The sequence below is a fragment of the Streptosporangium sp. NPDC049644 genome (genome assembly GCF_040675205.1).
Classification (GTDB): Bacteria; Actinomycetota; Actinomycetes; order Streptosporangiales; family Streptosporangiaceae; genus Streptosporangium; species Streptosporangium fukuiense.
Genome location: NZ_JBFAOJ010000070.1, coordinates 1 through 25943 on the forward strand (window position 1 = coordinate 1; position 25943 = coordinate 25943).

The 25943-nt window shown below is 70.2% G+C and carries 27 protein-coding genes; 12 read left to right on the forward strand and 15 right to left on the reverse strand.

Annotated features, from left to right (window positions below; all coding sequences use genetic code 11):
- Window positions 1-97: 97 nt before the first annotated feature.
- The 3 genes from AB0J58_RS30895 to AB0J58_RS30905 form a co-directional block, all read right to left on the reverse strand.
- Complete coding sequence (locus tag AB0J58_RS30895) at window positions 98-1333, reverse strand: acetyl-CoA acetyltransferase (protein WP_364222356.1); 1236 nt, start codon at window positions 1331-1333, stop codon at window positions 98-100.
- Window positions 1333-3030, reverse strand: a complete 1698-nt coding sequence (locus tag AB0J58_RS30900; protein ID WP_364222359.1) for a class I adenylate-forming enzyme family protein — start codon at window positions 3028-3030, stop codon at window positions 1333-1335. Before AB0J58_RS30900 ends, AB0J58_RS30895 begins: the two co-directional genes overlap by 1 nt.
- A 428-nt stretch (window positions 3031-3458) precedes the next feature.
- Window positions 3459-4601 (reverse strand): ROK family transcriptional regulator, encoded by a 1143-nt coding sequence (locus AB0J58_RS30905; protein WP_364222362.1) that lies wholly within the window; start codon window positions 4599-4601, stop codon window positions 3459-3461.
- A 105-nt stretch (window positions 4602-4706) separates the two neighbouring features.
- On the opposite strand from AB0J58_RS30905, the gene AB0J58_RS30910 reads away from it, so the two are divergent.
- The 6 genes from AB0J58_RS30910 to AB0J58_RS30935 all read left to right on the forward strand — a co-directional run bounded on the left by AB0J58_RS30910 (window position 4707) and on the right by AB0J58_RS30935 (window position 9626).
- Window positions 4707-5435, forward strand: a complete 729-nt coding sequence (locus AB0J58_RS30910; protein WP_343969055.1) for an amino acid ABC transporter ATP-binding protein — start codon at window positions 4707-4709, stop codon at window positions 5433-5435.
- A 21-nt stretch (window positions 5436-5456) separates the two neighbouring features.
- On the forward strand, window positions 5457-6374 hold the full coding sequence (locus AB0J58_RS30915; RefSeq protein WP_343969053.1) for a glutamate ABC transporter substrate-binding protein: 918 nt from the start codon (window positions 5457-5459) through the stop codon (window positions 6372-6374).
- Window positions 6374-7018 (forward strand): amino acid ABC transporter permease, encoded by a 645-nt coding sequence (locus tag AB0J58_RS30920; protein WP_364222365.1) that lies wholly within the window; start codon window positions 6374-6376, stop codon window positions 7016-7018. The genes AB0J58_RS30915 and AB0J58_RS30920 overlap by 1 nt, the downstream gene beginning before the upstream one ends.
- Before the next feature lie 94 nt (window positions 7019-7112).
- Window positions 7113-7940 (forward strand): amino acid ABC transporter permease, encoded by an 828-nt coding sequence (locus tag AB0J58_RS30925; protein WP_364222368.1) that lies wholly within the window; start codon window positions 7113-7115, stop codon window positions 7938-7940.
- Entirely contained in the window at window positions 7933-8883 is a 951-nt protein-coding gene (locus AB0J58_RS30930; RefSeq protein WP_364222371.1) for an asparaginase, read from the forward strand. Before AB0J58_RS30925 ends, AB0J58_RS30930 begins: the two co-directional genes overlap by 8 nt.
- Complete coding sequence (locus tag AB0J58_RS30935; RefSeq protein WP_364222374.1) at window positions 8880-9626, forward strand: copper homeostasis protein CutC; 747 nt, start codon at window positions 8880-8882, stop codon at window positions 9624-9626. The genes AB0J58_RS30930 and AB0J58_RS30935 overlap by 4 nt, the downstream gene beginning before the upstream one ends.
- Window positions 9627-9837: 211 nt before the next feature.
- On the opposite strand, the gene AB0J58_RS30940 is transcribed toward AB0J58_RS30935, so the two are convergent.
- Entirely contained in the window at window positions 9838-10317 is a 480-nt protein-coding gene (locus AB0J58_RS30940; protein WP_364222377.1) for a helix-turn-helix domain-containing protein, read from the reverse strand.
- A 91-nt stretch (window positions 10318-10408) separates the two neighbouring features.
- Between AB0J58_RS30940 and AB0J58_RS30945 the strand changes: the two genes are divergently transcribed.
- From AB0J58_RS30945 to AB0J58_RS30955, 3 genes are all read left to right on the forward strand, one after another.
- A complete protein-coding gene (locus AB0J58_RS30945; RefSeq protein ID WP_364222380.1) occupies window positions 10409-11281 on the forward strand; it encodes an alpha/beta hydrolase in 873 nt (290 codons plus the stop codon).
- Between the two features lie 222 nt (window positions 11282-11503).
- Window positions 11504-12025 (forward strand): SPW repeat protein, encoded by a 522-nt coding sequence (locus tag AB0J58_RS30950; RefSeq protein ID WP_364222383.1) that lies wholly within the window; start codon window positions 11504-11506, stop codon window positions 12023-12025.
- A 404-nt stretch (window positions 12026-12429) separates the two neighbouring features.
- Entirely contained in the window at window positions 12430-12951 is a 522-nt protein-coding gene (locus AB0J58_RS30955; RefSeq protein ID WP_364222386.1) for an ATP-binding protein, read from the forward strand.
- Window position 12952: 1 nt separating this feature from the next.
- Here AB0J58_RS30955 and AB0J58_RS30960 read toward each other — a convergent pair whose 3' ends face one another.
- The gene (locus AB0J58_RS30960) at window positions 12953-13195 is read right to left on the reverse strand and encodes a DUF6343 family protein (RefSeq protein ID WP_364222389.1); all 243 of its coding nucleotides are present in this window, start codon (window positions 13193-13195) and stop codon (window positions 12953-12955) included.
- A 346-nt stretch (window positions 13196-13541) separates the two neighbouring features.
- On the reverse strand, window positions 13542-14423 hold the full coding sequence (locus tag AB0J58_RS30965) for a hypothetical protein (protein WP_364222392.1): 882 nt from the start codon (window positions 14421-14423) through the stop codon (window positions 13542-13544).
- 171 nt (window positions 14424-14594) lie between these two features.
- Here AB0J58_RS30965 and AB0J58_RS30970 point away from each other — a divergent pair, with 171 nt between their 5' ends.
- Both AB0J58_RS30970 and dhaL read left to right on the forward strand, forming a co-directional pair.
- On the forward strand, window positions 14595-15593 hold the full coding sequence (locus tag AB0J58_RS30970) for a dihydroxyacetone kinase subunit DhaK (RefSeq protein WP_364222395.1): 999 nt from the start codon (window positions 14595-14597) through the stop codon (window positions 15591-15593).
- Between the two features lie 170 nt (window positions 15594-15763).
- Window positions 15764-16381: a dihydroxyacetone kinase subunit DhaL gene (gene dhaL / locus AB0J58_RS30975; protein ID WP_343969031.1), complete on the forward strand. Its 618-nt coding sequence runs from the start codon at window positions 15764-15766 to the stop codon at window positions 16379-16381.
- 150 nt (window positions 16382-16531) lie between these two features.
- Here the strand turns inward: dhaL and AB0J58_RS30980 are convergent, their stop codons facing one another.
- The 5 genes from AB0J58_RS30980 to gap all read right to left on the reverse strand — a co-directional run bounded on the left by AB0J58_RS30980 (window position 16532) and on the right by gap (window position 20304).
- Window positions 16532-16879, reverse strand: a complete 348-nt coding sequence (locus tag AB0J58_RS30980) for an RNA polymerase-binding protein RbpA (protein WP_012892502.1) — start codon at window positions 16877-16879, stop codon at window positions 16532-16534.
- 77 nt (window positions 16880-16956) lie between these two features.
- Complete coding sequence (secG, locus tag AB0J58_RS30985) at window positions 16957-17187, reverse strand: preprotein translocase subunit SecG (protein ID WP_030905020.1); 231 nt, start codon at window positions 17185-17187, stop codon at window positions 16957-16959.
- A gap of 132 nt (window positions 17188-17319) precedes the next feature.
- On the reverse strand, window positions 17320-18105 hold the full coding sequence (gene tpiA, locus AB0J58_RS30990) for a triose-phosphate isomerase (RefSeq protein ID WP_343969018.1): 786 nt from the start codon (window positions 18103-18105) through the stop codon (window positions 17320-17322).
- A gap of 7 nt (window positions 18106-18112) precedes the next feature.
- Window positions 18113-19300: a phosphoglycerate kinase gene (locus AB0J58_RS30995; RefSeq protein WP_343969016.1), complete on the reverse strand. Its 1188-nt coding sequence runs from the start codon at window positions 19298-19300 to the stop codon at window positions 18113-18115.
- Window positions 19300-20304 carry a type I glyceraldehyde-3-phosphate dehydrogenase gene (gene gap / locus AB0J58_RS31000; RefSeq protein WP_030905029.1) on the reverse strand — a complete coding sequence of 335 codons (1005 nt, stop codon included), beginning with the start codon at window positions 20302-20304 and terminating at the stop codon, window positions 19300-19302. The genes AB0J58_RS30995 and gap overlap by 1 nt, the downstream gene beginning before the upstream one ends.
- Before the next feature lie 216 nt (window positions 20305-20520).
- On the opposite strand from gap, the gene AB0J58_RS31005 reads away from it, so the two are divergent.
- Window positions 20521-21027 (forward strand): hypothetical protein, encoded by a 507-nt coding sequence (locus tag AB0J58_RS31005; protein ID WP_343969014.1) that lies wholly within the window; start codon window positions 20521-20523, stop codon window positions 21025-21027.
- Window positions 21028-21113: 86 nt separating this feature from the next.
- On the opposite strand, the gene whiA is transcribed toward AB0J58_RS31005, so the two are convergent.
- The 4 genes from whiA to uvrC all read right to left on the reverse strand — a co-directional run bounded on the left by whiA (window position 21114) and on the right by uvrC (window position 25934).
- Window positions 21114-22094: a DNA-binding protein WhiA gene (gene whiA / locus AB0J58_RS31010; RefSeq protein ID WP_030905033.1), complete on the reverse strand. Its 981-nt coding sequence runs from the start codon at window positions 22092-22094 to the stop codon at window positions 21114-21116.
- 92 nt (window positions 22095-22186) lie between these two features.
- Window positions 22187-23122, reverse strand: coding sequence for a uridine diphosphate-N-acetylglucosamine-binding protein YvcK (yvcK, locus tag AB0J58_RS31015; protein WP_364222398.1), 936 nt, complete (start codon window positions 23120-23122; stop codon window positions 22187-22189).
- Window positions 23119-23991, reverse strand: a complete 873-nt coding sequence (rapZ, locus tag AB0J58_RS31020) for an RNase adapter RapZ (protein WP_343969009.1) — start codon at window positions 23989-23991, stop codon at window positions 23119-23121. Before rapZ ends, yvcK begins: the two co-directional genes overlap by 4 nt.
- Complete coding sequence (uvrC, locus tag AB0J58_RS31025; protein ID WP_343969063.1) at window positions 23988-25934, reverse strand: excinuclease ABC subunit UvrC; 1947 nt, start codon at window positions 25932-25934, stop codon at window positions 23988-23990. Before uvrC ends, rapZ begins: the two co-directional genes overlap by 4 nt.
- Window positions 25935-25943 lie beyond the last annotated feature (9 nt).

The following is a 25943-nucleotide window of genomic DNA, read 5'->3' on the forward strand; positions in this document are numbered from 1 at the left end:
CTGGCCCGGTTTGAGCTTTGCCAAGTCGGCTGCCCGGAAGCTGACATGGCCGGTATTGAGGTCCGTACCGGGTTACGCCGGCCCGCGCCCCAGCGGCTCAGCGGGAGACGACGAAGATCGCGACGGTGGTGCAGCTTCCGCCGATGTTGAGGGTGAGAGCGGTGCGCGCCCCCTCCACCTGGCACTCCCCCGCCTCTCCGGTGACCTGGTGGGCGGCGTCCAGGAGCATGCGGGCGCCCGTCGCGCCGACGGGGTGGCCGAGGCCGATGAGCCCGCCGGAGGGGTTGACCGGCAGCGGCCCGTCGCGCTCGATCACGCCCTCCTCGATCGCCCGGTGTGCCTGGCCCGGCGGGGTCAGCCCGAGGTGGTCCAGCGCCGCGTACTCGGTGATCGTGAAGCAGTCGTGCGTCTCGATCACGTCGAGGTCGTCCGGGCCGGCGACGCCCGCGCGCCGGTAGGCGTCGAGGGCCGCCTGCCGCAGGTGCGGGAAGAGGTAGGGCCGCCCTTCGGCGAGTGCGAGCTTGTCGGCCAGCAGCATGGGCGCGCTGCGGTGCCCCCAACCGGTGATCTTCGGCAGGTCGTCCGCCGACCGGCCGTGGCGGCGCGCGTACTCCCTGGCGTACCGGGGCGAGGCGAGCAGCACACTCGCCGCGCCGTCGGTGATGCGGCCGCAGTCGTACTTGCGCAGCCGGCCCTCCACCGGGGGGTTGAGCACGTCGTCCGGGCCGAAGCACCCGTCGGGGAAGGACCAGCCGCGGGTCTGGGCCAGCGGGTTGCGCAGGCCGTTGCCGTGGTTGATCTCGGCGATGCGGGCGAGGTTCGCGCCGAGGCGCTCGCCGTCGAGGCCGTCCCGCTCGGCGACCACGTCGGCGAGCTCGGCGAACAGGCTGGGCCAGGGGAAGGCGGCGCCGACCGCCTCACGCCCGACCCAGGCGGCCGAGCCCAGGTGCTGGGCCGCCTCCTGGGCGCCGACACCGCGCATCAGTTCCACGCCGGTCACCAGGGCCAGGTCGTAGCGCCCCGCCTCGATGTCGGCCATCGCGGCCAGGGCCGCCACGCTGCCCGAGGCGCACGCGGCCTCGTGCCGGGAGGTGGGCAGCATCGCCCAGGCCGGGTCGATGGCGGCGACCATGCCGCCGAGCTGCGCCTGACCGCAGAACAGCTCGGCCGCGAGGTTGCCGACGTGCGCCACCTCGACCTCCGCCGGGTCGATCCCGGTGTCCGCCAACGCGCCGAGCGCGCTCTCCCGCAGCAGGTCGTAGACGCCGAGCCCCTCCTTCGTCCAGTTGCGGGCGAAGTCGGTCTGGTGTCCGCCGAGCACGTGGACGGTCATCAGGCCGTCTCCCAGGCCGAGCGCAGGTCGCGCTTGAGCAACTTACCGACCGGGTTGCGGGGCAGCGATTCGGCCACCTCCAGCCGCTCGGGCAGCTTGTAGGAGGCGATGCGGCGCTCCTTGAGGTAGTCCACCAGTTCCTCCAGGGTGACCTGCTCGCCCGGGCGGGGGACGACGAACACGCAGGCCTTCTCGCCGAGAACCGCGTCGGGGTAGCCCACGCAGGCGACGTCGGCCACCTTGGGGTGCCCGGCCAGCAGCGACTCGATCTCGGCCGGCGCGATGTTCATGCCGCCCCGGATGATCACGTCCTTGGCACGGTCCACATAGCGCAGGTACTGCCCGGCGTCCCCGGCCAGTTCGAACACGTCACCGGTGTGCAGCCAGCCGTCCTCGTCGACCGACTCGCGGGTGGCCGTGCCGGCCAGGTAGGCGGAGAACACCGTCGGACCGCGCATCAGCAGTTCCCCGGGCCGGCCGGGCTCGGTGATCTCCTCCCTGGTGGCGACGTCGACCAGCCGGGTCCGGGTCCCGGCGAGCACCGGGCTGGGGTAGTCCACGCCGGGCAGCCCGGGGCGCGGGAAGAAGCGGGCGCGCTCGACCGGGTCGGGGATCGACACCGGGTCCGACAGCATCGCGACGCCCTCGTTGGAGCCGAAGAAGTTGATGACGGCGATGCCGTACTGCTCCTGCCAGCCCTGCACCATCGACGGCGGGAGCGGCGCGGAGCCGGAGCCGACGCGGGTCAGCGACGAGATGTCGGTGGCCGCCAGCACCTCCTTGCGCTGCAGCAGCATGGTCAGCAGCGCCGGCGGCACCAGGGTGTAGGTGACCTTCTCCGCGGCGATCTGGCCGAGGAAGACCGGCAGGTCGAACGGCTGGTGCTGCACCAGGGTGCAGCCGGAGATCAGCCAGGGCAGGAGGACGCCGGCGATGCCCGCCATGTTCACCATCGGGAAGGGGTTGAGCACGATGTCGTCGCCGGTGAGCTTCGGCGCGGCGGTGCAGATCCGGGCGGTGGCCAGCCAGTCGTGGTGGCAGCGAGGCACCCCCTTCGGGGTGGCCTCGGTACCGGAGGTCCAGCAGATCGTCAGGCATTCGCCCGGGTCGACGGTCAGCTCCGCGAGGTACGCCGCCAGCGCGTCCGCGTCGCCGCGCGCCTCCTCCAGCGGGACCAGGCCGTCGGCGACACCGTCGCCCCAGGCGGCCACCGTGTGCAGCCCGTCGAGGTCGGCGGCCATGTCGCGGACGATCTCGGCGTTGGGTCTGTCGCCGATGCGGGTCGCGGTGACGAAGGCGCGGGCGCCGGCCAGCCGCAGCAGCTGGGACAGCTCGTACTCGCGGTACTGGACGGGGAAGGGCGTGACGACGACGCCGATCCGGAAGGCCGCGAAGAAGGTGACGCACAACTCGACCGTGTTGGGTATCTGGACGGCCAGCACGTCGCCGTGGCGAAGGCCCCGCTCCAGCAACACCGCCGCCACCCGGTCGACCTCGGCGTCGAGCTCGCGCCAGGTGAGCCTGCGTGGTCTCCCGCCGGTCAGCTCGGCTTTGTTGGGCGCGTCGACGACGGCGAGCGCGTCCGGACGCGCCGCCACCTGACCACGCAGCAGCGCGTCGACGGTGTCGTCGGTCCAGAGCCCGGACCGCGTGTAGTGGTCGACACGGCTCGGCGGATGGAGCCTTCGAGGGGTCATCGGGTCTCCCCTTGGCATGGAACTGATGATGTGACGACAGACACTATGAAAAGAGAAGTCAGGGGTCAATAGCACCGGCTTCTTTCGGAGCGCCCGGTCGACCTTTCTGAGCGCCCGGTTCACCCGAGGTGGCCGGTCCCCGAGGTGAGCGTGCCGAGGCCTTCGGGCAGGGCGTTCACCGAGCCGGTCGCCGAGGTCCCTCCGCGAGCACGAGTGACGGGCCGACCGCGCCGGGAGACGGCCGCTACGCGCACGGTCCCGCCGTGCTCGCCACGCTCATCCGCGCGAACGCGGATCGGTTCGCCTGGAGCCGGTACGGCTCGGCGGAACGGCGCAGCGAGATGCGTTCGAGGGCTGGAGCCGAGTTCGCCGCGGACCCGGCCGAGAGGGCCGGTCGTACGCCTGCCGCACCTCGCCGGTACCGCCCCTCAGCCGAGGACGGCGTCCAGCAGGAGGGAGCCCGCGCCGAGGAGGGCGGCATCGGGGCCGCCACGGGTGACGGCGATCTCCAGGTCGCGGGTGGCCAGCGGGAGGCAGCGCTCGTAGACGGCGGCGCGGATGGAGGAGATCAGCGGCTCGGCGGTGGAGAGGCTGCCGCCGACGACGATGGCGTCGGGATTGAGGAAGTTGACCAGGACGGTGAGCACCTCGCCGATGAGGCGGCCCGCGTTCCTGACCAGGGCGGTGGCCTCGGGCACGCCGTCCTCGACCAGGGCGACGACGTCACCCGGGCGTCGCGTCGCGATGCCGAACTCGGACAGAGCGCCCATGAGCGCGGCACCGCTCGCGTAGGCCTCCAGGCAGTCGGGGTGGCCGCACGAGCACATGGTGGAGGAGTCGGCCCTGACCCGGACGTGGCTGATGTCGCCGGCCGCCCCCCTGCCCCGGTGCAGGCGGCCGTCGACGATCACGCCGCACCCTATGCCGCTGCCGGCCTTCAGCACCATGAGGTTGTCGCACCCTGGCCACGAGCGGGCCTCACCGACGGCCAGGAGGTTGGCGTCGTTCTCGACGAGCACCGGCAGGTCATAGTGCGCGCCGAGATGCTCGGCGACGGGGAAGTTGTGCCAGCCGGGCATGCGCGAGGGGGACACCACCCGGCCGCTGGCGGGATCGACGGGGCCGGGCATGCCGGTGCCGACGCCGCGCAGCGGGACGCCGGGCGGGCCGTGGGTCAGCAGTAGCTCGTCGAACGAGGCGGCCATCCAGTCGAGGGTCGCCTCGGGGCCGAGCGCTATGTCGCAGGCGCGCTCCTCGACGACGAGGGGGGCGCCGCTGAGGTCGAGCAGGCCGAGGCGCGCGTGGTGCGCCCCGAGGTCGGCCACCGCGAGCAGGCCGGCGGTCGGGCTGACCCGCAGCCGCCGGGGCCGGCGCCCACCCCTGGAGGTGCCCGACCCCTCCTCGACGAGAAGCCCGGCGTCGATCAGCTCCTCGACGCGCAGGGAGACGCTCGACGCCGCCAGGCCGGAGATGCGGGCCAGCTGGGCGCGCGACTCGGCATGGCCGGTGGCGACGAGACGCAGAAGATCGCCCTGCGCTCCCCGCACCGGCAGCCGCTCTTTGCCTGACATGGACTAGAGGAATACCACGTCTGTACTTACTACGGCAACGTGTTGACTTCCGTAAGAATCATCTATTACCTTCCGCTTTGTCTTCGATTTCGAAGGAAGATGGCAATGATTCAGGTCAAAGGGTTGAACAAGTGGTTCGGTGAACATCACGTGCTGCGCGACATCGACCTTGATGTGGCGCGGGGCGAGGTCGTCGTGGTGGTCGGCCCCTCGGGGTCGGGCAAGTCCACGCTGTGCCGCTGCCTCAACAGGCTGGAGCCCGCCGGGTCCGGAGACATCCTCGTCGACGGTGTACCCGCCCCCGTGGAGGGCCGGGAACTGGCCAGGCTCCGGGCCGACGTCGGCATGGTGTTCCAATCGTTCAACCTCTTCCAGCACAAGACCGTGCTGGAGAACATCGTGCTCGCGCCGATGAAGGTCCGGGGCGAATCCCGCGCCGAGGCCGAGGCGTCGGCGCGGGAACTGCTGGCGCGCGTCGGCATCGCCGAGCAGGCGGGAAAACTGCCCGCACAGCTGTCCGGTGGGCAGCAGCAGCGGGCCGCCATCGCCCGCGCGCTGGCCATGCGGCCCAAGGTGATGCTCTTCGACGAGCCCACCTCCGCACTCGACCCGGAGATGGTCGGTGAGGTGCTGGACGTGATGGTCCGTCTCGCCGCCGACGGCATGACCATGGTCGTCGTCACCCACGAGATGGGCTTCGCCCGCAGGGCCGCCGACCGCGTGGTCTTCATGGACGCCGGCCAGATCGTCGAGACGGGCGAGCCCGGCGCCTTCTTCGAGGCTCCTCGGACAGACAGGGCCAGGGACTTCCTGGCCAAAGTTCTCACGCACTGATCGAAAAGGATGGTGGGCCCGATGGTGTCCATGAAGCGGCTGGCCGCTGTCGCCGCTGTGTCCGTGCTCGGCCTCTCGGCCTGCGCCGGCACGGACTCGGGAAGCCCGGCCGTACCGGGTGAGGTCAAGGGCGGCGACCTGATCGCCTCGATGCCGGTCGCGGCCGCCGCGGACATCCTGCCCGGCTCCACGATGGAGAAGATCAAGCAGCGCGGCGAGCTGATCGTCGGCGGGTCGCTCGACGCGCCGCTGCTGTCGCAGCAGAACCCGACGACCGGCGAGGTCGAGGGGTTCGACGCGGACATGGGCAAGGCGCTCGCCAAGTACATCATCGGCGAGCCCAAGGTGAAGATCGTCAACTCCGCCTCGGAGACCCGCGAGGCGCTGCTCGGCAACGGCACCGTGGACGTCGTCTTCCAGACCTACACGATCACCCCGGAGCGGGCCGAGCAGGTCTCCTTCGCCGGGCCGTACTACTCCTCCGGACTGAGCCTCGCGGTCAGGAAGGGCACCACGGGCATCACCAGGCCCGAGGACCTGAACGGCAAGACCGTCATCGCCGGAGCCAACACCCCGGCCATCCCGGCGATCAAGAAGCTCGCCCCGCAGGCCAAGATCGTGACGTTCGGCAGCGACCCCGAGTGCATGCAGGCCCTCAAGCAGGAACGCGGCGACGCCTACGTCCAGGATGAGACGCTCCTGGTCGCCAACGCGCAGAAGGACCCCTCGGTCCAGGTCGTCGGCAGCCCGTTCACCACCGACCCGTACGGCATCGGCCTCAAGCACGGTGACGACCAGTTCAAGAAGTTCGTCAACGACTGGCTGAAGAAGATCCAGGCCGACGGCCTCTGGCAGAAGACCTGGAAGCAGTCTCTCGGCACGGTCGTGCAGGGCGAGGCTCCCACCCCGCCGCAGATCGGATCGGTGCCGGGGTCCTGATGTCCGCCCTCCTGGATCACCTGCCCGAACTCTGGCAGGGGCTGGTCGTGACCCTCCAGCTGACCGCGGCGTCCTTCGCCGGCGCCGCGCTCGTGGGGTTCGCGATCACCGCCATGCGGGTCAGCCCGGTCGGCGTCCTGCGCGGGATCGGCACGGCCTATGTGGAGACCTTCCAGAACCTGCCGCTGCTGGTGCTGCTGGTGCTCGCCGTCTTCGGCCTGCCCGAGATCGGCCTCAAGGCCGACCTGCTGGTGACGGCCATGATCGTCATCGCGCTCTACGAGGCCGCCTACATCGCCGAGGCCCTGCGCTCCGGCGTCAACGCGGTCTCCGCGGGGCAGGGCGAGGCAGCCCGCGCGCTCGGGCTGACCTTCGGCCAGTCCCTGCGCCACGTGGTCCTGCCGCAGGCGCTGCGCACGGTGATCCAGCCGGTCGGCAACATCTTCATCGCGCTGACGATGAACACCTCGCTCGCCGCCGCGGTCGGCGTGGTCGACCTGACCGCCGCGGCCAACCGGGTGAACCTCATGGAGGCGCAGCCCATCCCGATCTTCGTCGGGGCAGGCCTGGCCTATGCGCTGATCGCCGCCTGCGCCGGGTTCGTCACCGGACGGCTCGAACGACGGCTGGTGGTGGTCCGGTGAGCGCGCCTTCTCCCGACGGGGCGGTGAGTGTCCGGGCCCCTGGCGGGCCGGTCGCCGCTCAGGCCGCGGGCTCGGGCGAACCGGCGGTGGCCCGGTGAGCAACCTGCTCTTCGACCAGCCGGGGCCGCGCGCCCGCCGCAGGATACGGATCGCGACCGCGGTGGGGGCGGTCGCGGTGCTGGCCCTGCTGGCGCTGGCGGTGCGCCAGTTCGCCGTAGGCGGCCAGCTCGACGCCGACCGCTGGTCACCGTACGCGACCTGGCCGATGTGGCGCTATCTGCTGAACGGGCTGTGGGCCACCGCGCTCGCCGCCGTCGTCTCGGCCGCGCTGGCGATGGCCGCCGGACTGGCGCTGGCCCTCGGGCGGCTGTCGCGACGCAGGTGGGTACGCGTGTCCGCCGGGGCGTACGTGGAGGTCGTGCGGACCATCCCGGCGCTGCTGCTGGTCTACGTCGTGCTGTTCGCGCTGCCCCGCTACGGGCTGGACCTGCCGCTGTTCTGGAAGCTCGTGGTGCCGCTGGCGGTCTCGAACGCCGCGGCGTTCGCGGAGATCTTCCGCGCCGGGGTGCTGTCCGTGGAACGCGGCCAGGGCGAGGCCGGGCTCGCGGTCGGGCTCACCCAGGGCCAGACCATGCGCCTGATCATCCTGCCGCAGGCCGCCCGGCGGGTGCTGCCCTCGATCGTCAGCCAGTCGGTCGGCCTGCTGAAGGACACCTCGCTGGGCTTCGTGGTCAGCTATGCCGAACTGCTCTACAGCGGCAAGATCCTGGCGACCTACAACGGCCTGCTCATCCAGACCTACATCGTCGTAGCGCTGATCTACCTGGTGGTCAACGCCTCGCTGTCCAAGCTCGCCCGTACCCTCGACGCCCGTGACACCCCGGGGGTCCGCCGACTCAGAGAGAGACCCGCCCGTGCCTGAACTCGTCCCGCTCGCGGAGGTGGTGCGCTCCGGATTCGTGGAGAGCGTGCACTTCGGCAGCGCCGTCGCCCTCGCGCCCGACGGCACCGTGGCCGTCTCCAGGGGAGCGGTCGGCGCGCCGGTGCTGCCGCGCTCCTCGGCCAAGCCGTTCCAGGCGCTGGCCTGCCTGCTGTCCGGGGCGGACCTGCGCGGTCCCGGCCTGGCCATCGCCGCGGGCAGCCACACCGGCCAGGACTTCCACGTACGGCTGGTCGCCGAGATGCTCGCCGGGGCCGGGCTCGGCTTCGAGGCCCTCGGCTGCCCCGCGGACTGGCCGGAGGACGAGACCACCCGGCACACGCTGATCCGGGCGGGCCTGACCGCCTCGCGCGAGCGGATGAACTGCTCGGGCAAGCACGCCGCGATGCTCGCCGCGTCCGTCGCGTCCGGCTGGGAGACCGCCTCCTACCTCGACACCGACCACCCCTTGCAGCGGCGGGTGCGTGCCGTGACCGAGGAACTGTCCGGGGAGAAGGCGGCCCACGTCGCCGTCGACGGGTGCGGCGCCCCGCTGTTCGGGCTGTCGCTGACCGGGCTGGCCCGGGCCGTACGGGCTCTGGTCGTCGCCGAGCCGGGGACCGCGTCGCGGGCGGTCGCCGACGCGATGCGCGAGCACCCCGAGTACGTCGGCGGGACCGGGCATGTGAACACCTCGCTGATGCGGGCGCTGCCGGGGGCGGTGGCCAAGGGCGGGGCCGAGGGAGTTCTCGTCGTCGCGCTCGCCACCGGGCACGTGGCGGCTGTGAAGGTCATCGACGGGAGCCCGCGGGCCACGAGCGCGATCGCACTGGCCACGCTCGGGGCGGCCGGTGGGGACGTCGCGCCGGCGGCCGGCTTCGCGAGCGTTCCGGTGCTGGGCGGGGGCCTACCAGTCGGTGAAATCCATGCTTTGGAGGAAAAATGAGTCTTAGCTATGAAATCTGCATTGACAGCACCGCCGGCGCGCTCGCGGCCGAGCAGGCCGGGGCGCACCGCGTCGAGCTGTGCTCGGCCCTCTTCGAAGGGGGCCTGACCCCGACCCTCGGCACCGTCGAGGCGACCCTCTCGGCGGTCTCGACGATCCGGGTCCACGTGATCGTCCGCCCCCGGGGCGGCGACTTCATCTACGACGAGCACGAGGTCGCGGCCATGGAGCGCGACGTGGCCGCGATCAGGGACGCGGGCGCGCAGGGCGTGGTGATCGGGGCGCTGACGCCGTCGGGCGAGGTGAACGTCGAGGTGGCCAAGCGCCTCATCGGTGCGGCCGGAGACCTCTCGGTCACCTTCCACCGGGCCTTCGACATGACCGCCGACCCGTTCGCCGCCCTGGACACCCTCGCCTCCCTGGGCGTCGACCGGATTCTCACCTCCGGCCAGGACGTCACCGCTCTGGAGGGCGCGCCGCTGATCGCGTCCCTGGTCGAGCGGGCGGGCGACGGCCTGATCGTCATGCCCGGTGGCGGCATCACGCCCCGCAACGTGCACCGCGTGGTCGAGGCGACCGGAGCCACCGAGATCCACTTCGCCGCCCTGGTCGACGCGCCCAGCCCCGCCGTCCACCGCAACCCTCACCCGTTCATGGGCGGGGAGCTGCGCCAGCCGGAGTACAGCCGCCTGGTCACCTCCTCACGCCTGGTCTCCGAGGTGATCGCCGCCTCGGGTGCCTGACCCCCGGAACCGGAGTTCCTCACCGCCGGGACGAACAGGCCGACTCGGCGGGCTTCGGCTAAGCGGCCGCATCAGCGGATCGGGCCTGGGGCAGGTCCGCATCGCCGCTACGAAGAGTCTGTCCGGAGACTCCGAAGCACTTCGATGAGCGTGCGGAGGCGTCAGCTCTGACGGGCCGGCGCGAGCTCGGTCGGCAGGGCGTCGACGGAGGTCAGGGGAAGGTTGTCCGACGGGAGCGCATGCGGGTGAGCATGTCCGGACTGAGCCGCTGAGCGAGCGCCTCCAGGACTGCGGCGACCTCCTCGACCTCCTGCGGATCATCGGTGGCGAGGGCTGCGGCGAGAGCGGCGTTGACTGTCGTTGCGCGAACGACGGCGGTCCGCTCGGAGATCTCGGGCGCCTGCCGGATGAGGAGACGGCGGCGGTCCTTGGGGTCGGGTTCGGTCACGATGGCGCCCGCCTCGCGGAGCCGAGCGACAGAGGCTGACACGTGGCTTTGCGGAAAGCCGGTCCGCGCGGCGATCTGCCCGACGGAGCTGCCGGGGTGCTCGAAGATGTCGCTGGCCACGATCATGACCGACCGGACGCTGGTGGAGTATTCGCCGAGCCCTTCGGTCGGCATCGCCTCCTCGGCGATCTTCATCAGGGTGCGGCCCAACAGGAACAGCTCTATCCCGTTCACGACCGCCACAATACATCAAGCAAGATACATCTGACTTGATGTATCAATATTGATGCTTTACGGTCGAGGCATACTCCCTCGGACCAAAAGGATCCAGCCGATGAAGACCATCAACACCGGCACGAAGAGCGGCACCTTGCCGGTGCCGGGCGCATCCCTCTACTACGAGGTCAGCGGCTCGGGTCCGCTGCTGCTCATCGCCCAGGGCGGCGACGGCAACACCGAACGCACCACCGGCCTCGTCGGCCGGCTCGTCGCCGACTACACGGTGGTGACCTACGACCGCCGTGGCCTGTCCCGCAGCACGCTGGACGACCCTGCGGCGCCGGTGACGATCGCGACACATGCCGACGACGCCCACCACCTCCTGACCTCCCTCACCGATGAGCCCGCGCTCATGCTCGGCTCCAGCTTCGGCGCCCTCATCGGCCTCACCCTGGCCGCCGCCCATCACGGGCAGATCCAGACCCTGGTCGCCCACGACCCCGCCACGATCCGGTTGCTGCCGCCCGCCGCGCGCGCCCGCGCCGAACGGGACCTGGACGGTCTCGACGACATCTTCCGCCGCGAGGGCGCCCTGCCCGCCCTCAAACGGCTTGGGGAACTTGTCGCCGCCGACTTCTCCGACCGCGAACCCGACGTCGCCCCGCCCACACCACCCGGCCCCGAGCGTCTCGCCGACCTGACCTTCTTCCTTTCCCGCGACCTGCCCCAAATCCGTGCCGCCGAACTGACCGCCACCCACATCGCCACGATCAAAGCCGGCCCCACCCGCGTCGTGCCCGCCGCCGGTCACGGCTCACGGAAGATCTGGAATCACGACTGCGCCCAAGCCCTGGCCGACCTGCTCGACACCGACATCACCGAATTCCCCGGTGGGCACAGCCTCTCCACCCATCCGACCGCCTTCGCCGCCCGCCTGCGCGAGGTCTTGACCGGCAACCCGGCCAATCCGACACACGGGTCGGCCTGAGGAAGGCGGGGTCGGCGCCCGACGGGTGAGCGGCGGATGCGAACGAGGGCCATGTCGCGATGCCGCGGCGAAACAGGGCGGCCTTCGGGTGTCGTGTCCAAAGGATTTCATTGTCTAGGTTTGTCATTCTTTGGGCTGTTTGGAGCTTATGTCGGGTATACCGGTATAAATTCGCTTTCGCAGGAAAACGAATTTCGCGTGGAATCGGAAGGGGGCTGGGTCATGATGAGACCCGCAAGCCTGGAGCAACACCCCGATCTCATGGAGATGCGGGCGAGGTACGAACGGGCGGGATCCAGCTCGGTGGCGCAGGTCATCGACGGACTGGTGCTCCTGGCGGGACTGTATCTGGCGATCTCCCCATGGGTGGTCGGCTTCAACGGCCTGTCCAGGCTCACCGTGAGCAACCTCATCACCGGCCTCGCGCTCGCCGCCCTGGCCGTGGGATTCGCGTCCGCCTACGGCCGGACGTACGGGATCAGTTGGATCGTGCCGATCATCGGAATCTGGACCATCGTGGCCCCCTGGGCCACCAGCTCGGCAACGGTGGGGAACATCTGGAACAACGTCGTCACCGGCGTCGTCATCCTCCTGCTCGGACTGGGAGCGGTGGCGGTGGGCAGCAAGAGAATGCCCGGCATGTCCCACCGCGGAGACATGTCCCACCGCGGAGACATGCCGCACAGGACGGATGTACCCAACAGGCCGGACATGCCCAACCGGGACTTCCCCAACAGGCCATAGTCGATGTGGCATCGGTGCGGCGGCGGAGGACCGCCCCGCCGGTGCTGTACGGGACATCCGCCTTCAGGCCACCCACGTTCCGGCCGCCCCTCCGAGGGGCGTCAGGGGTGCGCAGCTCAGCGCCAGCGATATCCGCCACGTTCCACCAGGAGAACGATCTCACCACGGCAGCGGCCCAGTCCGATCTGAGACAGCGATGGTAGCGCCGCACCCAGCATGAGCCCGGCCCCGGCCGGGCTTCCGTCGTCTTCGAGCCGGCAGCGGGTCAGGAGACGAGCTCGCGATCCGGACAGGCCCGGAACTCCCTGACCTGGACCGGCGGCCAGGCCGGACTCCCCACGATCCCCAACCGGGAGACCTCCGCCGAAACGGCCCTGCCGGGAAAGCCCGGTGCCGATGTCGGCATGCTGGTGGCGATCCTGCGTCCGGGCTCGGCCTCCCGCAGGGCCCGCACCGTCGTACGCGAGGTGCTCAGGAAAGACGGCGTACCCGACGAGATCGCCGACACGGAGATGATCGTGGCCGAACTGGCCGCCGACTGCGAGAGGCACGCCCGCCCGCCGTACGAACTCCGCGTCTTCCACCTGGACGGTGTCCCCGCCTGGTGCGAGGTCCTCGACAGTGACCCCGACCTGGGCTGGATCCCCGCCGTCCTCGACCACTCCCGGCCGCAGACCGCCCTGGACCTGTTCACCGAGAACGGCCGCGGGCTGCTCCTGGTCCGCGGACTCTCCCGGGGACACTGCCGCGCCTACGCCATGACGACCTTCGCCGCCGAGGCACCGGCCAAGGCCGTCGCCTTCGCCCTGCCGACCCGTTCGGGCAGCCGCCTGACCTGCCCGCCCCCGTTGCGTCTGGGGCACCGTTCAGTCCGTCTCCGGCTGACGGACCCCGCTGACGCGGCCGAGCGCGGCCAGGGCGGATGACCTACTCGAAAAGGGTGTGCCGCTCACCGCGCCGACGTCTCCGTACGATCCGGATCCCGACCACCACGATGTCCACGACGGCGATGGCCGCAAGCACGGCCAGGGCCACGGCGAGCGCGGTGATCCCGGCCTGTGTCGCGAAGACCGCCAGAGCCGTACAGACCACCAGCCCGAAGATCGCCAGAGCGAGCCGCAGGTTCAGCGCGCTCTTTGGATGGTCATGCGTTCCCGGCTGCTCCCTCATGAGACCACCTCCGGGGCAATATCAATCTCCCCACCTGCCCATACCTGCGCAAGGGGGCATCTCCCAGCCCTTACCCAGGACATCCCGGATAACCCGCGGCATCATGGTCTTCACCCCGATTTTGCAGCAGACCTCCCAGGTTTCCCGCACTACCGGAGGTCCACTGCAAAACAGCGCCGGATTCCCTCGGTAACCAGGCCACCGACATGTGCGTTTACCTTGGGTCTCCATCGCCCCTACGAGGCGATCCTCGACCGTTCACGGGCCCCGGTGAGCCCGGCGACCGGCAGAGACCGCCAGGAGCGCTCTAAAAGGGGCCGGGTACAGACGTCGCGCCGAAGACGGCTCACGGTTCGGCGGGGGTCGACGTGGAGGGCTCGTCGGGGGTGAAGCGCCAGTATCCGTACGGGTTGAAGAAGAAGCTGTCTTCCTCGTAGCCAAGGCACGGGTGTCTTTCCATGATCCATCGCGGGCCGTCGGGGGTGGACCGGTAACCCTCGCCGTCGCTCATCTCCCGCGCCCGCCGCTCGGTCAGCAGGTAGAGCGCCACCTCGTCGATCAGATCCACGACTTCGCCGACCAGCGTCGCGGGCAGCGGTTTCCCCGCGGGCGACCCGATGTCGATCTGCACATCGGGTGCGCCCAGCAGATGCATACCGCAGCTCTTCAACAGGCTGCCGTCCAGAAGCGGCCGTTTGACCCAGGCGTGGAAGAGGATCACGGCCAGCATTTCCCGATCCCTAGCCTCGGCCGCCCGATCGGCCAGGGTGAGCCACCGCTCCCGGCCGTGCGCGAGGCCGCTGCTCTCGCCCTTCGCGGCCGTGGCGCCGGAGCGCAACAGCGCGGCCGTCACCGCCAGCATCCGCCGTGAGACGTCGAACGTTCTGTCCCACACCTCCTCGAAAACCCCGTCACCATGACCGGCCATCACTCTTCGATGGAGATCGAACGCGTTGTTCTGCCTCATCGGCGGCGACAGCACGTACACCACTGAATCGTGTCTCTCCACCGCCCCCCAGTCGGATTCGGTGAAGGAGACGTTCGCCAGGGAGGCGTCAAACGACCGGGGCATCCGCGGGTCGTGAGCCTGCTGAAAACCCTCCGGGTCGACGCTGAAGCCGGGCCCTCCGACCTCTGCGACGACCTTCTCCACCACGTCGAAATCCAGGCCCGAGCCGAGCACGCAGAGCACGTGGCGTGGGTACACCCCATAGTTTTGCCGGAACATGCCAGCAAAGGTAATGAACCCCACCGACAAAACATGCCTGGTCGATCACATGTTTCGGGGCTCGGGTACGCACCAGGCTGGACACGGCGGGCAGCAGAGACTGATCTCCGGGGACGTCAGGGGTCCGAAACCGGGTAGGAACAGAGCGTTCGCGAGGCAAGGAGGGGCCAGGTGGCCGCACATCAGCTGGTCAACGACCCGCAGGAGCTCGTCGGCGAGGCGCTCGAAGGGCTGGAGCTCAGCCAGAGGGGGCGGCTGCGGTGGAACCGCGACCCCAGCTTCGTCATCAGAGCCGATGACCGGCGGCCGTACAAGGTCGGCGTGCTGTCCGGCGGCGGCTCCGGGCACGAGCCCCTGCACACCGGTTTCGTGGGGTACGGCATGCTGGACGCCGCGGTGCCGGGAGCGGTCTTCGCCAGCCCCACCGCGATCCAGATCCAGGCGGCCACCGAGGCGGTCGACGACGGCCGGGGGGTCGTCCACGTGGTCAAGAACTACACCGGCGACGTGCTGAACTTCACCATCGCCGCCGAGATCTCCGGCGCCATCCGGACCGAGACCGTGCTCGTCGACGACGACCTGGCCACCGACACCTCCGTCGAGGGCGGCCCCGGGCGGCGGGGCACCGCCGCCGTCGTCGCCGTCGAGAAGATCTGCGGCGCCGCCGCCGAGCGGGGCGCCGACCTGTCCACGGTGGCCGCACTCGGCCGCCGTGTCGCGGGCAACGCCCGGACCATGTCCCTGGCCCTGCGGGCCTGCACCCACCCCGGCCAGTCCGTACCCTCGTTCGACCTGGAAGTGGGCCAGGTCGAGTTCGGCGTCGGCATCCACGGCGAGCGGGGAGTCCGGAAGATCCCCGTCGCCCCCGCCGACGAGCTGGTGGCCGCGCTGACCGGGCCGGTCGCCGACGACCTCGGGCTGAACAGGGGCGACGCGGTCTTCGTGATCGTCAACGGCCTCGGCTCCACCCACCAGCTGGAGCTGCTCGCGGCCTACCGGCAGGTGACCCGGCTCCTCGACGCGCGAGGTGTGACGGTCGCCCGGCAGCTGGTGGGCTCCTATGTCACCGCCCTGGACATGGCGGGCTGCTCGGTCACCCTGATCCGCGCGGACGAGGAGCTCGTCGGCCTGTGGGACGACCCGGTGCGCACCGCCGCCCTCACCTGGTGACCCGCCCACGGCTCCGGCGATCGGCGACGGTCACCCGACCGGCCCGGTTCTCCGCACATGAGCGCATATGAGCGCATATGAGCGCATATGAGCATCGTCACGGGTCAGCCACCGGGTAAGACCGGATCGACCGGCCTCGCGTCCCGTCCCGGTACTCGAAGGAGAAATCCATGAACGACCTCGAACCCCAGGCCGTGCTGTCGTGGGTCGAGCGGTTCATCACCCGGATCGACGATCAGGTCCAGGAGTTGACCGAGCTGGACCGCCGCAGCGGTGACGGCGACTTCGGCACCAACATGGTCACCGCGCTCAGCAGGGCCAAGGCGAAGTTCTCGCCCGCACCCGCCGACGCCGGGGCGCCGTTCTCCAGCCTCTCGACGGCCTTCCTCGAACACTCCGGCGGCACCAGCGGGCCGCTGTTCGGCATGTGGTTCCGCGAGTTCGCGCTGGCCGGGGAGGGCAGTCCCGCCTTCAGCACGGCCCTGCTCGCCGACGCCGCCAGGAACGGGGTGGCCACGGTCCGCAGGCTGGGCTCCGCCTCGGTGGGCGACCGGACGATGGTCGACGCCATGGCCCCGGCGGCCGACGCCCTGGCCGAGGCCGTGGAGGACGACGTCCCCGCCGCGCGGGCTCTGCGGCTGGCGGCGGAGGCGGCCCGCGCCGGAGCCGACTCCACCTCCTCGATCATCGCCCGCCGGGGCCGGGCCAGCTATGTCGGCGAGGCCGCCCTGGGAGCGCCCGACCCCGGGGCCGTCGCGGTCGCCCTGTTCTTCGAGTCCGCGGGCTGACCCGCGACCGGCGCGGAGGGGGCTCGGTGGCCGCCGTGCCGATGGACGAAAGGCGCCTCGACCGGGCCCGGAAGACGCGAAAGACCCCCGTGGGCGATCCCACGGGGGTCTTCGGCGTGCTCACCGGCGGACCACGCGCAAGCGGCCCGGCTAGTAGATCGGGCGCGAGGAGGAGCGCAGCCGCTCCAGGGCCTCGGCCAGGATCTGCGCGCCGTCCTTGTCGCTGCGGCGCTCCTTCACATACGCGAGGTGCGTCTTGTAAGGCTCGTTACGCGGCGGCGCGGGCGGGTTGGCCTCGTCCTGACCTGCGGGGAGACCACACCGGGGGCAGTCCCAGAACTCGGGAACGGCCGCGTCGCTGGCGAAACTGGGGCGCGTCTCATGCATGTTCGCGCACCAGAAAGGGACCCGCACACGGGGGGCCGCCTCGCCACGCTCCGCCTCCCCCATCGGGCCGGCACCGACACGGCTGCCACGGATCGCGTTGCCACTACCCACGGATGAACTCCTTGCTCGATGGCCCCGCCGCTTGGGGATGCGGGGACTGAACCACTGTCACGCCTGTCGAAGCCAGGTCAGGGCCTCAGGAGCAGGCCCAGCGCGATGATGCAGACGAACCAGACCACACCGGTGATGACGGTGAGCCTGTCAAGGTTACGCTCCACCACGGAGGAGCCTCCGAACGACGACGAGAAACCGCCACCGAACAGATCCGAGAGACCACCGCCCTTGCCCTTGTGGAGCAGGACGAGCAGCATCATCAGCAAGCTCGACAGGATGAGGGCGATGGAGATTCCGATTGTCACCGTTGACCTGTTCCCTATGTGCGCGTGTCCCGCGTCCGGGCACGACCCTTGTGTACGCCAGAGGCGTGACGATTCAAACCTGCTCTAAGAGGGTATGACGTGCTGTCAAATCACACCCCCCAAACGGACCAGTCAACTCGACAATTCGCCAAGACGGCAAATTTTGACGAATTCCCCGGCATCGAGGCTCGCGCCGCCGACCAGGGCACCGTCGACATCGGGCTGTGCCATGATGCCCGCGATGTTGTCAGACTTGACCGACCCACCGTAAAGGATACGGACACCCGCGGCCACATCGGCGTCGTACAGTTCGGCGAGTCGCTCCCGGAGGGCCCCGCAGACCTCCTGCGCGTCGTCGGGGGTGGCCACCTCGCCGGTGCCGATCGCCCAAACCGGCTCGTAGGCGAGCACGATTGAGGCGACCTGCTCGGCGGTGACCTTGCGAAGCGCCCCTTCGAGCTGCGCGACGCTGTAGGCCACCTGGCCGCCCGCCTGGCGCACCGGCAGCCCCTCCCCCACACACAGGATGGGGGTGAGCGAGTGCCGGTAGGCCGCCTGCACCTTGACGTTGACGACGTCGTCGTCCTCGTGGTGGTACTGGCGGCGCTCGGAGTGCCCGATCGTGGCGAAGGTGCAGCCGAGCTTGGCGAGCATGGCCCCGGAGATCTCACCGGTGTAGGCACCGCCGTCGTGCTGCGACAGGTCCTGGGCACCGTAGAGGATCCGCAGCTTGTCGCCGTCCACCAGGGTCTGCACGCTGCGCAGATCGGTGAAGGGCGGCAGCACGGCCACGTCGGCCCGGTCGAAGTCCTTGTCGCCCAGCGCGAAGGCGAGCTTCTGGGTGTGGGCGATGGCCTCAAGGTGGTTGAGGTTCATCTTCCAGTTGCCGGCTATGAGCGGCTTGCGAGCGGTGCTCATCTGACCTCTACCTCTCCAGCGCCACGAGTCCGGGGAGGGTCTTGCCCTCCAGGTATTCCAGGCTGGCCCCGCCACCGGTGGAGATGTGCGAGAACCCGTCCTCGGGCAGGCCGAGCCTGCGCACGGCGGCGGCCGAGTCTCCCCCGCCGACGACCGTGAAGGCCTCCGAACCGATCAACGCCTCGGCGACCGCGCGGGTTCCGCCGGAGAACGCCTCGAACTCGAAGACGCCCATCGGGCCGTTCCAGAACACGGTCCTGGCGTCGGCCAGCTTGCTCGCGAAAAGCTCGCGGGTGCGCGGGCCGATGTCGAGGCCCTGGCGGTCGGCCGGGATCGCGGTGGCGTCGACCACCTCGTACTCGGCGTCCTCGGCGAACTCGGTGGCCGCCAGCACGTCGACCGGCAGGACGAGCTGCACGCCGCGCTTGGCCGCCTCGTTCAGGAAGCCCCGCACCTGGTCGAGCTGGTCCTCCTGGAGCAGCGACCGGCCCACCTCGTAGCCCTGTGCCTTCAGGAAGGTGTAGGCCATGCCGCCGCCGATGAGGAGCCTGTCGACCTTGGTGAGCAGGTTGCCGATGACCCCGAGCTTGTCGGAGACCTTCGCACCGCCCAGCACCACGGCGTACGGCCGTTCGGTGGTCTCGGTCAGCCGTTTGAGCACCTCGACCTCGGCCAGGACCAGTCGGCCCGCGGCGTGCGGCAGCAGGGCGGGCACGTCGTAGACGCTGGCGTGCTTGCGGTGCACCGCGCCGAAGCCGTCGCCCACGTAGAGGTCGGCGAGGGCGGCCAGCCTGGCCGCGAACTCGGCCCGCTCGGCGTCGTCCTTGGACTCCTCGCCGGGCTCGAAGCGCAGGTTCTCCAGCAGGGCCACCTGGCCGTCCTGAAGCGCCTCCACGACCTCCTGCGCCGACTTCCCGACCACGTCGGTCGCGAAGGCGACGTCCGCGCCCAGGAGCTCGCCCAGCCGCTTGGCGACGGGGGCCAGGGAGTAGTCCGGGTTCGGCTTGCCCTTGGGGCGCCCCAGGTGCGCGACGACGATCACGCGGGCGCCCCTGCGGGCGAGTTCCTCGATCGTCGGCACCGAGGCACGGATGCGGCCGTCGTCGGTGATGACGTCCCCCTCCAGGGGGACGTTGAGGTCGGCGCGTACCAGGACGCGCCGACCGTCCACGTCGAACTCGGAGATGTCCTTCATCAGAGGTCGGCGCCGACCAGCTCGATGAGGTCGGCGAGACGGTTGGAGTAGCCCCACTCGTTGTCGTACCAGCCGACGACCTTGACCTGGTTGCCGATCACCTTGGTGAGGGCGGAGTCGAAGATGCAGGACGAGGGGTCGGTGACGATGTCGGAGGAGACGATCGGGTCCTCGGTGTAGGTGAGGTAGCCCTTGAGCTCGCCCTCGGCCGCGGCCTTGAGCGCGGCGTTGACCTCCTCGACCGTGGTCTCGCGACCGACCTCGACGGTCAGGTCGGTGGCCGAGCCGGTGGGGATCGGCACCCGCAACGCGTAACCGTCGAGCTTGCCCTTGAGCTCGGGCAGTACCAGGCCGATGGCCTTGGCCGCGCCGGTCGAGGTCGGCACGATGTTGATCGCGGCGGCGCGGGCGCGGCGCAGGTCGCTGTGCGGGGCGTCCTGCAGGTTCTGGTCCTGCGTGTAGGCGTGGATGGTGGTCATCAGACCCTTCTCGATACCGAAGGTGTCGTTGATGACCTTGGCCATCGGCGCCAGGCAGTTGGTGGTGCAGGAGGCGTTGGAGATGACCGTGTGCTTGGCCGGGTCGTACTTGTCGTGGTTGACGCCCATCACGACGGTGACGTCCTCGTTCTTGGCCGGGGCCGAGATGATGACCTTCTTGGCACCGTTCTCGGCGTGCACTCGGGCCTTGTTCGCATCGGTGAAGAAGCCGGTCGACTCCACCACGACGTCCACGCCCAGGTCGCCCCAGGGCAGCTTGGCGGGGTCGCGCTCGGCGAAGGCCTTGATGGCCTTGCCGTCCACGATGATCTCGTCGGCGGTGCTCTTCACCTCGTACGGCAGGCGGCCGAGAATGCTGTCGTACTTCAGCAGGTGGGCGAGCGTGGCGTTGTCGGTCAGGTCGTTGACCGCCACGATCTCGATGTCCTTGCCGCTGGCAGCGACCGCGCGCCAGAAGTTGCGGCCGATGCGGCCGAATCCATTGACGCCTACGCGGATGGTCACGGTGCCGATCTCCTCGTACGTCGGTGCGCCGGTCATGAGGACCGGCGACTTGGGGCTGGCTGAAACCTCAACCACGAACCTTATCGGACCTAAATTGGTGTAGACCACTGGAGGGGGGAGGTCCGTTATTCCTTAACCCATGAACAGGTATCGCACCATTCAAGTAAAGTGCCCGACTCGTCACCGTAAACCCCTTCGGCCCCACGAGGAGCTGCCATGACGGATAACGATCCACATCTGGCAAACGGGCTTCTACCAGGTATTTTTACCGGTCTCGGCGCCACCCTGGTCGGCGCCGCGGCCTACGGCGCGCTCATCGGCTTCAGCGGGTACGAGATCGGCTTCGCCGCCATCGGCGTCGGTCTCCTCGTCGGCCTCGCCATGATGGCGGTCAGGCCGACGAGCCCGGTGCTGCCGCCGCTGGCCGCCCTCTTCTCCCTGATCGGCGCCGCGCTCGGCCAGGTCGCCGGATACGTGATCGTCTGGGTACGAGCCTCCGGCGACGACTACGGCTCGGCGCTCACCCAGGTCCTCAACACCTTCCCCGAGGATCTCAGGCGCGACCCCAAGTCACTGCTGTTCTGGGCGATCGCCGCCTACGCGGGCTTCGGCTTCGTGAGCAGAAGAGTCAAGGCCGCCCGCGAAGCCCACGCCGCCTCGTCCGTCCCGCAGCCGGGCGAGGCCGACCACGTGGACTACTTCGCTCCCAGGAAGCAGCCCTGAGCGGGCCTTGAACGGCGCGTGTCGGCGCCGCGCTCCCGGCGCGGTCACCGGGAACGCGGCGCCGCCCTGCCAGATCGGGGAGCCCGTCAGGGGGCCAGCATGTCGACGGTGAGATTGGCCTCGGTGTTGGGGATGCCGATGTCCTGAGCGCGCTTGTCGGCCATGGCCAGCAGCCGGCGGATGCGACCGGCGATGGCGTCCTTGGTCAGGGGCGGGTCGGCCAGCTGGCCCAGCTCCTCCAGGGAGGCCTGCTTGTGCTCCACCCGCAGGCGGCCGGCGATCACCAGGTGCTCCGGGGCCTCCTCCCCGAGGATCTCCAGCGCCCGCTGGACCCTGGCTCCGGCGGCGACCGCGGCGCGGGCCGAACGGCGCAGGTTGGCGTCGTCGAAGTTGGCCAGCCGGTTGGCCGTCGCCCGGACCTCGCGGCGCATCCGCCGCTCCTCCCAGGCCAGCACGCTGTCGTGGGCGCCCAGCCTGGTCAGCAGCGCGCCGATGGCGTCACCGTCACGGACCACCACCCGGTCGACGCCGCGCACCTCTCGGGCCTTGGCATGGATCTTCAGCCGCCGCGCCGACCCGACCAGCGCGAGCGCCGCCTCGGGCCCCGGGCAGGTGACCTCCAGCGACATCGAGCGCCCGGGCTCGGTGAGCGAGCCGTGCGCCAGGAACGCCCCCCGCCAGGCCGCCTCGGCATCGCAGGCCGCCCCGGCGACGACCTGGCGGGGCAGGCCACGGACCGGGCGCCCGTGGTTGTCGATCAGGCCGGTCTGGCGGGCCAGCGCCTCCCCGTCGCGGTAGACCCGCACGAGGTAGCGCGATCCCTTGCGCAACCCCGCCGGGGCCAGCACGAGCACCTCCGCCTTGTGCCCGAAAACTTCACCGATGTCTTTGATAAGCCGCCGGGCGGTGACATTGGTGTCCAACTCGGCCTCGATCACGATCCGGCCGCTCACCAGGTGCAACCCGCTCGCGAACCGCAGCAGCGTCGACACCTCGGCCTTACGGCAGCAAGGCTTCAGGACCGTCAGCCTGCTCAGCTCGTCCTTGACCACACCTGTCATCGCCATGCGCGTTCGTCCTCCCCCATACAGACCCATGCGGCCCGAGATGAACCGGGCTCACAGCAGTTTCTCGCACTCCTGAGCACCGCTGACCAGGATCAACGCTTCGCACGGAAAATCTCGTCCAGGACGGAGGCAAGACGTTGTGCATCGTGTCGCGGCGAGCCGTCCTCATCCGCCACGGAGGCCAGGACCAGCCGCCCGCCCAGGCCGGCCACGGCCTTCTCCAGCTCCTCTCCGTCGTCGGTCACGCCGGTGTCCGCGACGACCACGTCCACCTCCAGGGAGGGCGCGTGCTGGCGCAGCACCTCCAGGTGTTTCTGGGGGGAGAAACCGTCGGTCTCCCCCGTCTGGGGAGCGAGGTTCAGCGCGACCAGGCGCCGCGCGCGGGTGGTGTGCAACGCCTCGGCCAGCTCGGGCACCTTCAGGTGCGGCAGCACGCTGGTGAACCAGGAACCGGGGCCGAACACCACCCAGTCGGCGTCGAGGACCGCCTCGACGGCCTCGGGGCACGCCGGTGGGTCCTCGGGGACCAGCGAGATGGCCCGGACCCTGCCCGGGGTGAGCGCGCAGGCCACCTGGCCGCGCACCGTGCTCACCAGGCCGTCCAACTCCACCTCGGCGGCGATGTCGAGTGGCACCGAGGACATCGGCAGCACCCGCCCGTGCGCGCCGAGCAACCGCCCGAGCCAGTCGAGCCCGGCGACCGTGTCGCCCAGGCGCTCCCAGAGCGCCACGATCAGCAGGTTGCCGATCGCGTGGCCGTCCAGGTCACCGTCGCTGCGGAAGCGATGCTGGACGACCTCGCTCCAGGTGTGGCCCCACTCGTCGTCACCGCACAGGGCGGCCAGCGCCATCCTCAGGTCTCCCGGGGGCAGCACGCCGAACTCGCGGCGGAGGCGGCCGCTGGAGCCTCCGTCGTCGGCCACGGTGACCACCGCCGTCAGCCGGGAGGTGACCCTCCGCAGTGCCGACAGCGAGGCGTACAGCCCGTGTCCTCCACCCAGCGCGACGACCTTGAGACCTTCATTCACTCCCGGCCCACATCCCGATGGCTTACCTGCACCTCCATGCCGCCCCGATCACGCAGCCGGCCGCCGATCTGCTCGGCCATGGCGACGCTGCGGTGCTTGCCACCGGTGCAGCCGACCGCGAGCGTGGCGTAGCTCTTGCCCTCGCGGGTGTAGCCGGAGGCGATGATGGCGAACACCTCGTCGTAGGCGTCAAGGAGTTCCTTCGCCCCCGCCTGGTTGAGAACGTACTCCCGTACGGGGGTGTCCAGACCGTTCATGGGGCGAAGTTCGGGAACCCAGTGGGGGTTGGGCAGGAACCGGCAGTCGACGACCATGTCCGCGTCCACCGGCAGGCCGTACTTGTAGCCGAAGGAGACGACGTTGACCCGCAGGCCAGGACGGTCCTCGCCGCCGAAGAAGGCGACGATCTTCCCCCTGAGCTCGTGGACGTTGAGGTTGGAGGTGTCGATCACCAGGTCGGCGTTGGCCCGGACCTCACGCAGGATGCCGCGCTCGCGGGCGATCCCGTCGACCAGCCGACCGTCGCTCTGCAGCGGGTGCGGGCGGCGGACGTTCTCGAACCTGCGGACCAGTTCCTCGTCACTGGCCTCAAGGAACACCACGCGCACGCCGACGCCGCGCCCCTCCAGCTCCTCGATGGCGCTGTTGAGGTCGCTGGTGAAGGCCAGGCTGCGCACGTCGACCACCGCGGCCACCTTGTCGGCGGCCAGCTTGGCCCGTCCCGCCTCCTCGGCCATGGCGAACAGCAGCCCCGGCGGCAGGTTGTCGATGACGAACCACCCCAGATCCTCCAGAGCCTTGGCGGCGGTGCTCCGCCCCGCCCCCGACATTCCGGTGACGAGGACGAACGCGGACTCTCTTTCGCTCATGGGTTCTGCCCCTTCAAGACCGACACGATCGTCTCGGCCGTCGAGGGGCCGATCCCGGGAACCTCGCAGATCTGCGCCGCGGTCGCCTCCCGCAGCCGTCTCACCGATCCGAAATGCTTGATCAACGCCTGCCTGCGGGCCGGGCCGAGTCCGGGAACCTCGTCCAGAGCGCTTTCCTTGACGCTCTTCGACCGCTTGGATCGATGGTAGGTGATGGCGAAGCGGTGAGCCTCGTCGCGCACTCGCTGAAGAAGGTAAAGGGCCTCGCTGGAGCGGGCGAGGATCACCGGCAGGTCCTCACCGGGCAGCCATACCTCCTCCAGCCGTTTGGCCAGGCCGCACACCGCCACGTCGTCGACGCCCAGTTCGTCGAGCGCCCTGCGGGCCGCCGCGGCCTGCGCGGGACCGCCGTCGACGACGACCAGGTTGGGCGGGTAGGCGAACTTGCGCGGCTTGCCGGTCTCCGGGTCGATGCCCGGCGTCCGCAGCCCCTCGCCCGGCCCCTCGCCCGGCTCTGCCATGGCGTCGGCGTCGAGGTCCCCGGTGGCCGAGCGTTCCTCCAGGTAGCGCTTGAAGCGGCGGGAGATCACCTCGTAGATGGAGGCGACGTCGCCCTCGGTGGAGCGCACCGAGAACCTGCGGTACTCGCTCTTGCGGGCCAGACCGTCCTCGAACACCACCATGGAGGCCACCACGTCGGTGCCCTGCATGTGGGAGACGTCGTAGCACTCGATGCGGAGCGGCACCTGGTCCAGGCCGAGGGCGTCGGCGACCTCCTGCAGCGCCCTGCTCCGCGCGGTCAGGTCGCTGGCCCGCCTGAGCTTGTGCTGTTTCAGGGACTCCACGGCGTTGCGCTCGACGGTCTCCATCAGCGACCTCTTGTCGCCCCGCTGCGGAACCCTGATCTCCACCCTGGCCCCGCGCTGCTCGCCGAGCAGCTCGGAGACCGCCTCCGTGTCGGGTGGCAGGACGGGGACCAGCACCTCCCTGGGCAGCGCCTCGGCGGCCGCGTCACCGTACATCTGCAGCAGGAACTGCTCGACCAGCTCGCCGGGCGTGGCCTCCTCGACCTTGTCCACCACCCAGCCGCGCTGGCCCCTGATCCGCCCGTCACGGACGTAGAAGACCTGGACGGCGGCCTCCAGCGGATCCTCCGCCAGGGCGATCACGTCGCAGTCGGTGTTGTCGCCCAGGACCACCGCCTGCTTCTCCATCGCCCGCTGCAGGGCTCCGATGTCGTCGCGTAGCCTGGCCGCCCGCTCGTACTCCTGCGCGGCGGCGGCCTCGCGCATCTCGCGCTCCAGCCGCTTGACGAACCGGCCGGTGTTGCCGGCCATGAACTCGCAGAAGTCGTCGGCCAGCTTCCGGTGCTCCTCGGCGGTGACCCGGCCGACGCAGGGGGCGGAGCACTTGTCGATGTAACCCAGCAGGCAGGGGCGCCCGACCTGCGCGGCCCGCCGGAACACCCCCGTCGAGCAGCTCCTGATCGGGAACACCCGGAGCAGCAGGTCAACGGTCTCCCTGATCGCCCAGGCGTGGGAGTAGGGGCCGAAGTAGCGGATGCCCTTGCGCTTGGCCCCGCGTAGCACCTGGACCCGGGGAAACTCCTCTCCCATGGAGACCGCGAGGTAGGGATAGGACTTGTCGTCGCGGTATTTGACGTTGAACCGCGGGTCGTACTCCTTGATCCAGGAGTATTCGAGCTGGAGCGCCTCGACCTCGGTGCCGACGACGGTCCAGTCGACGTCCACGGCGGTCGTGAGCATGGTCTGGGTGCGCGGATGCAGGCTCGCGAAGTCCGCAAAGTAGGAGTTGAGCCGCTGGCGCAGGCTCTTGGCCTTGCCGACGTAGACGACCCGGCCTCCGGCGTCCTTGAACCGGTAGACGCCGGGGGACTCGGGGATCGACCCCGGCTTCGGCCGGAAACTCGCCGGACCACCCACAGATCTCGC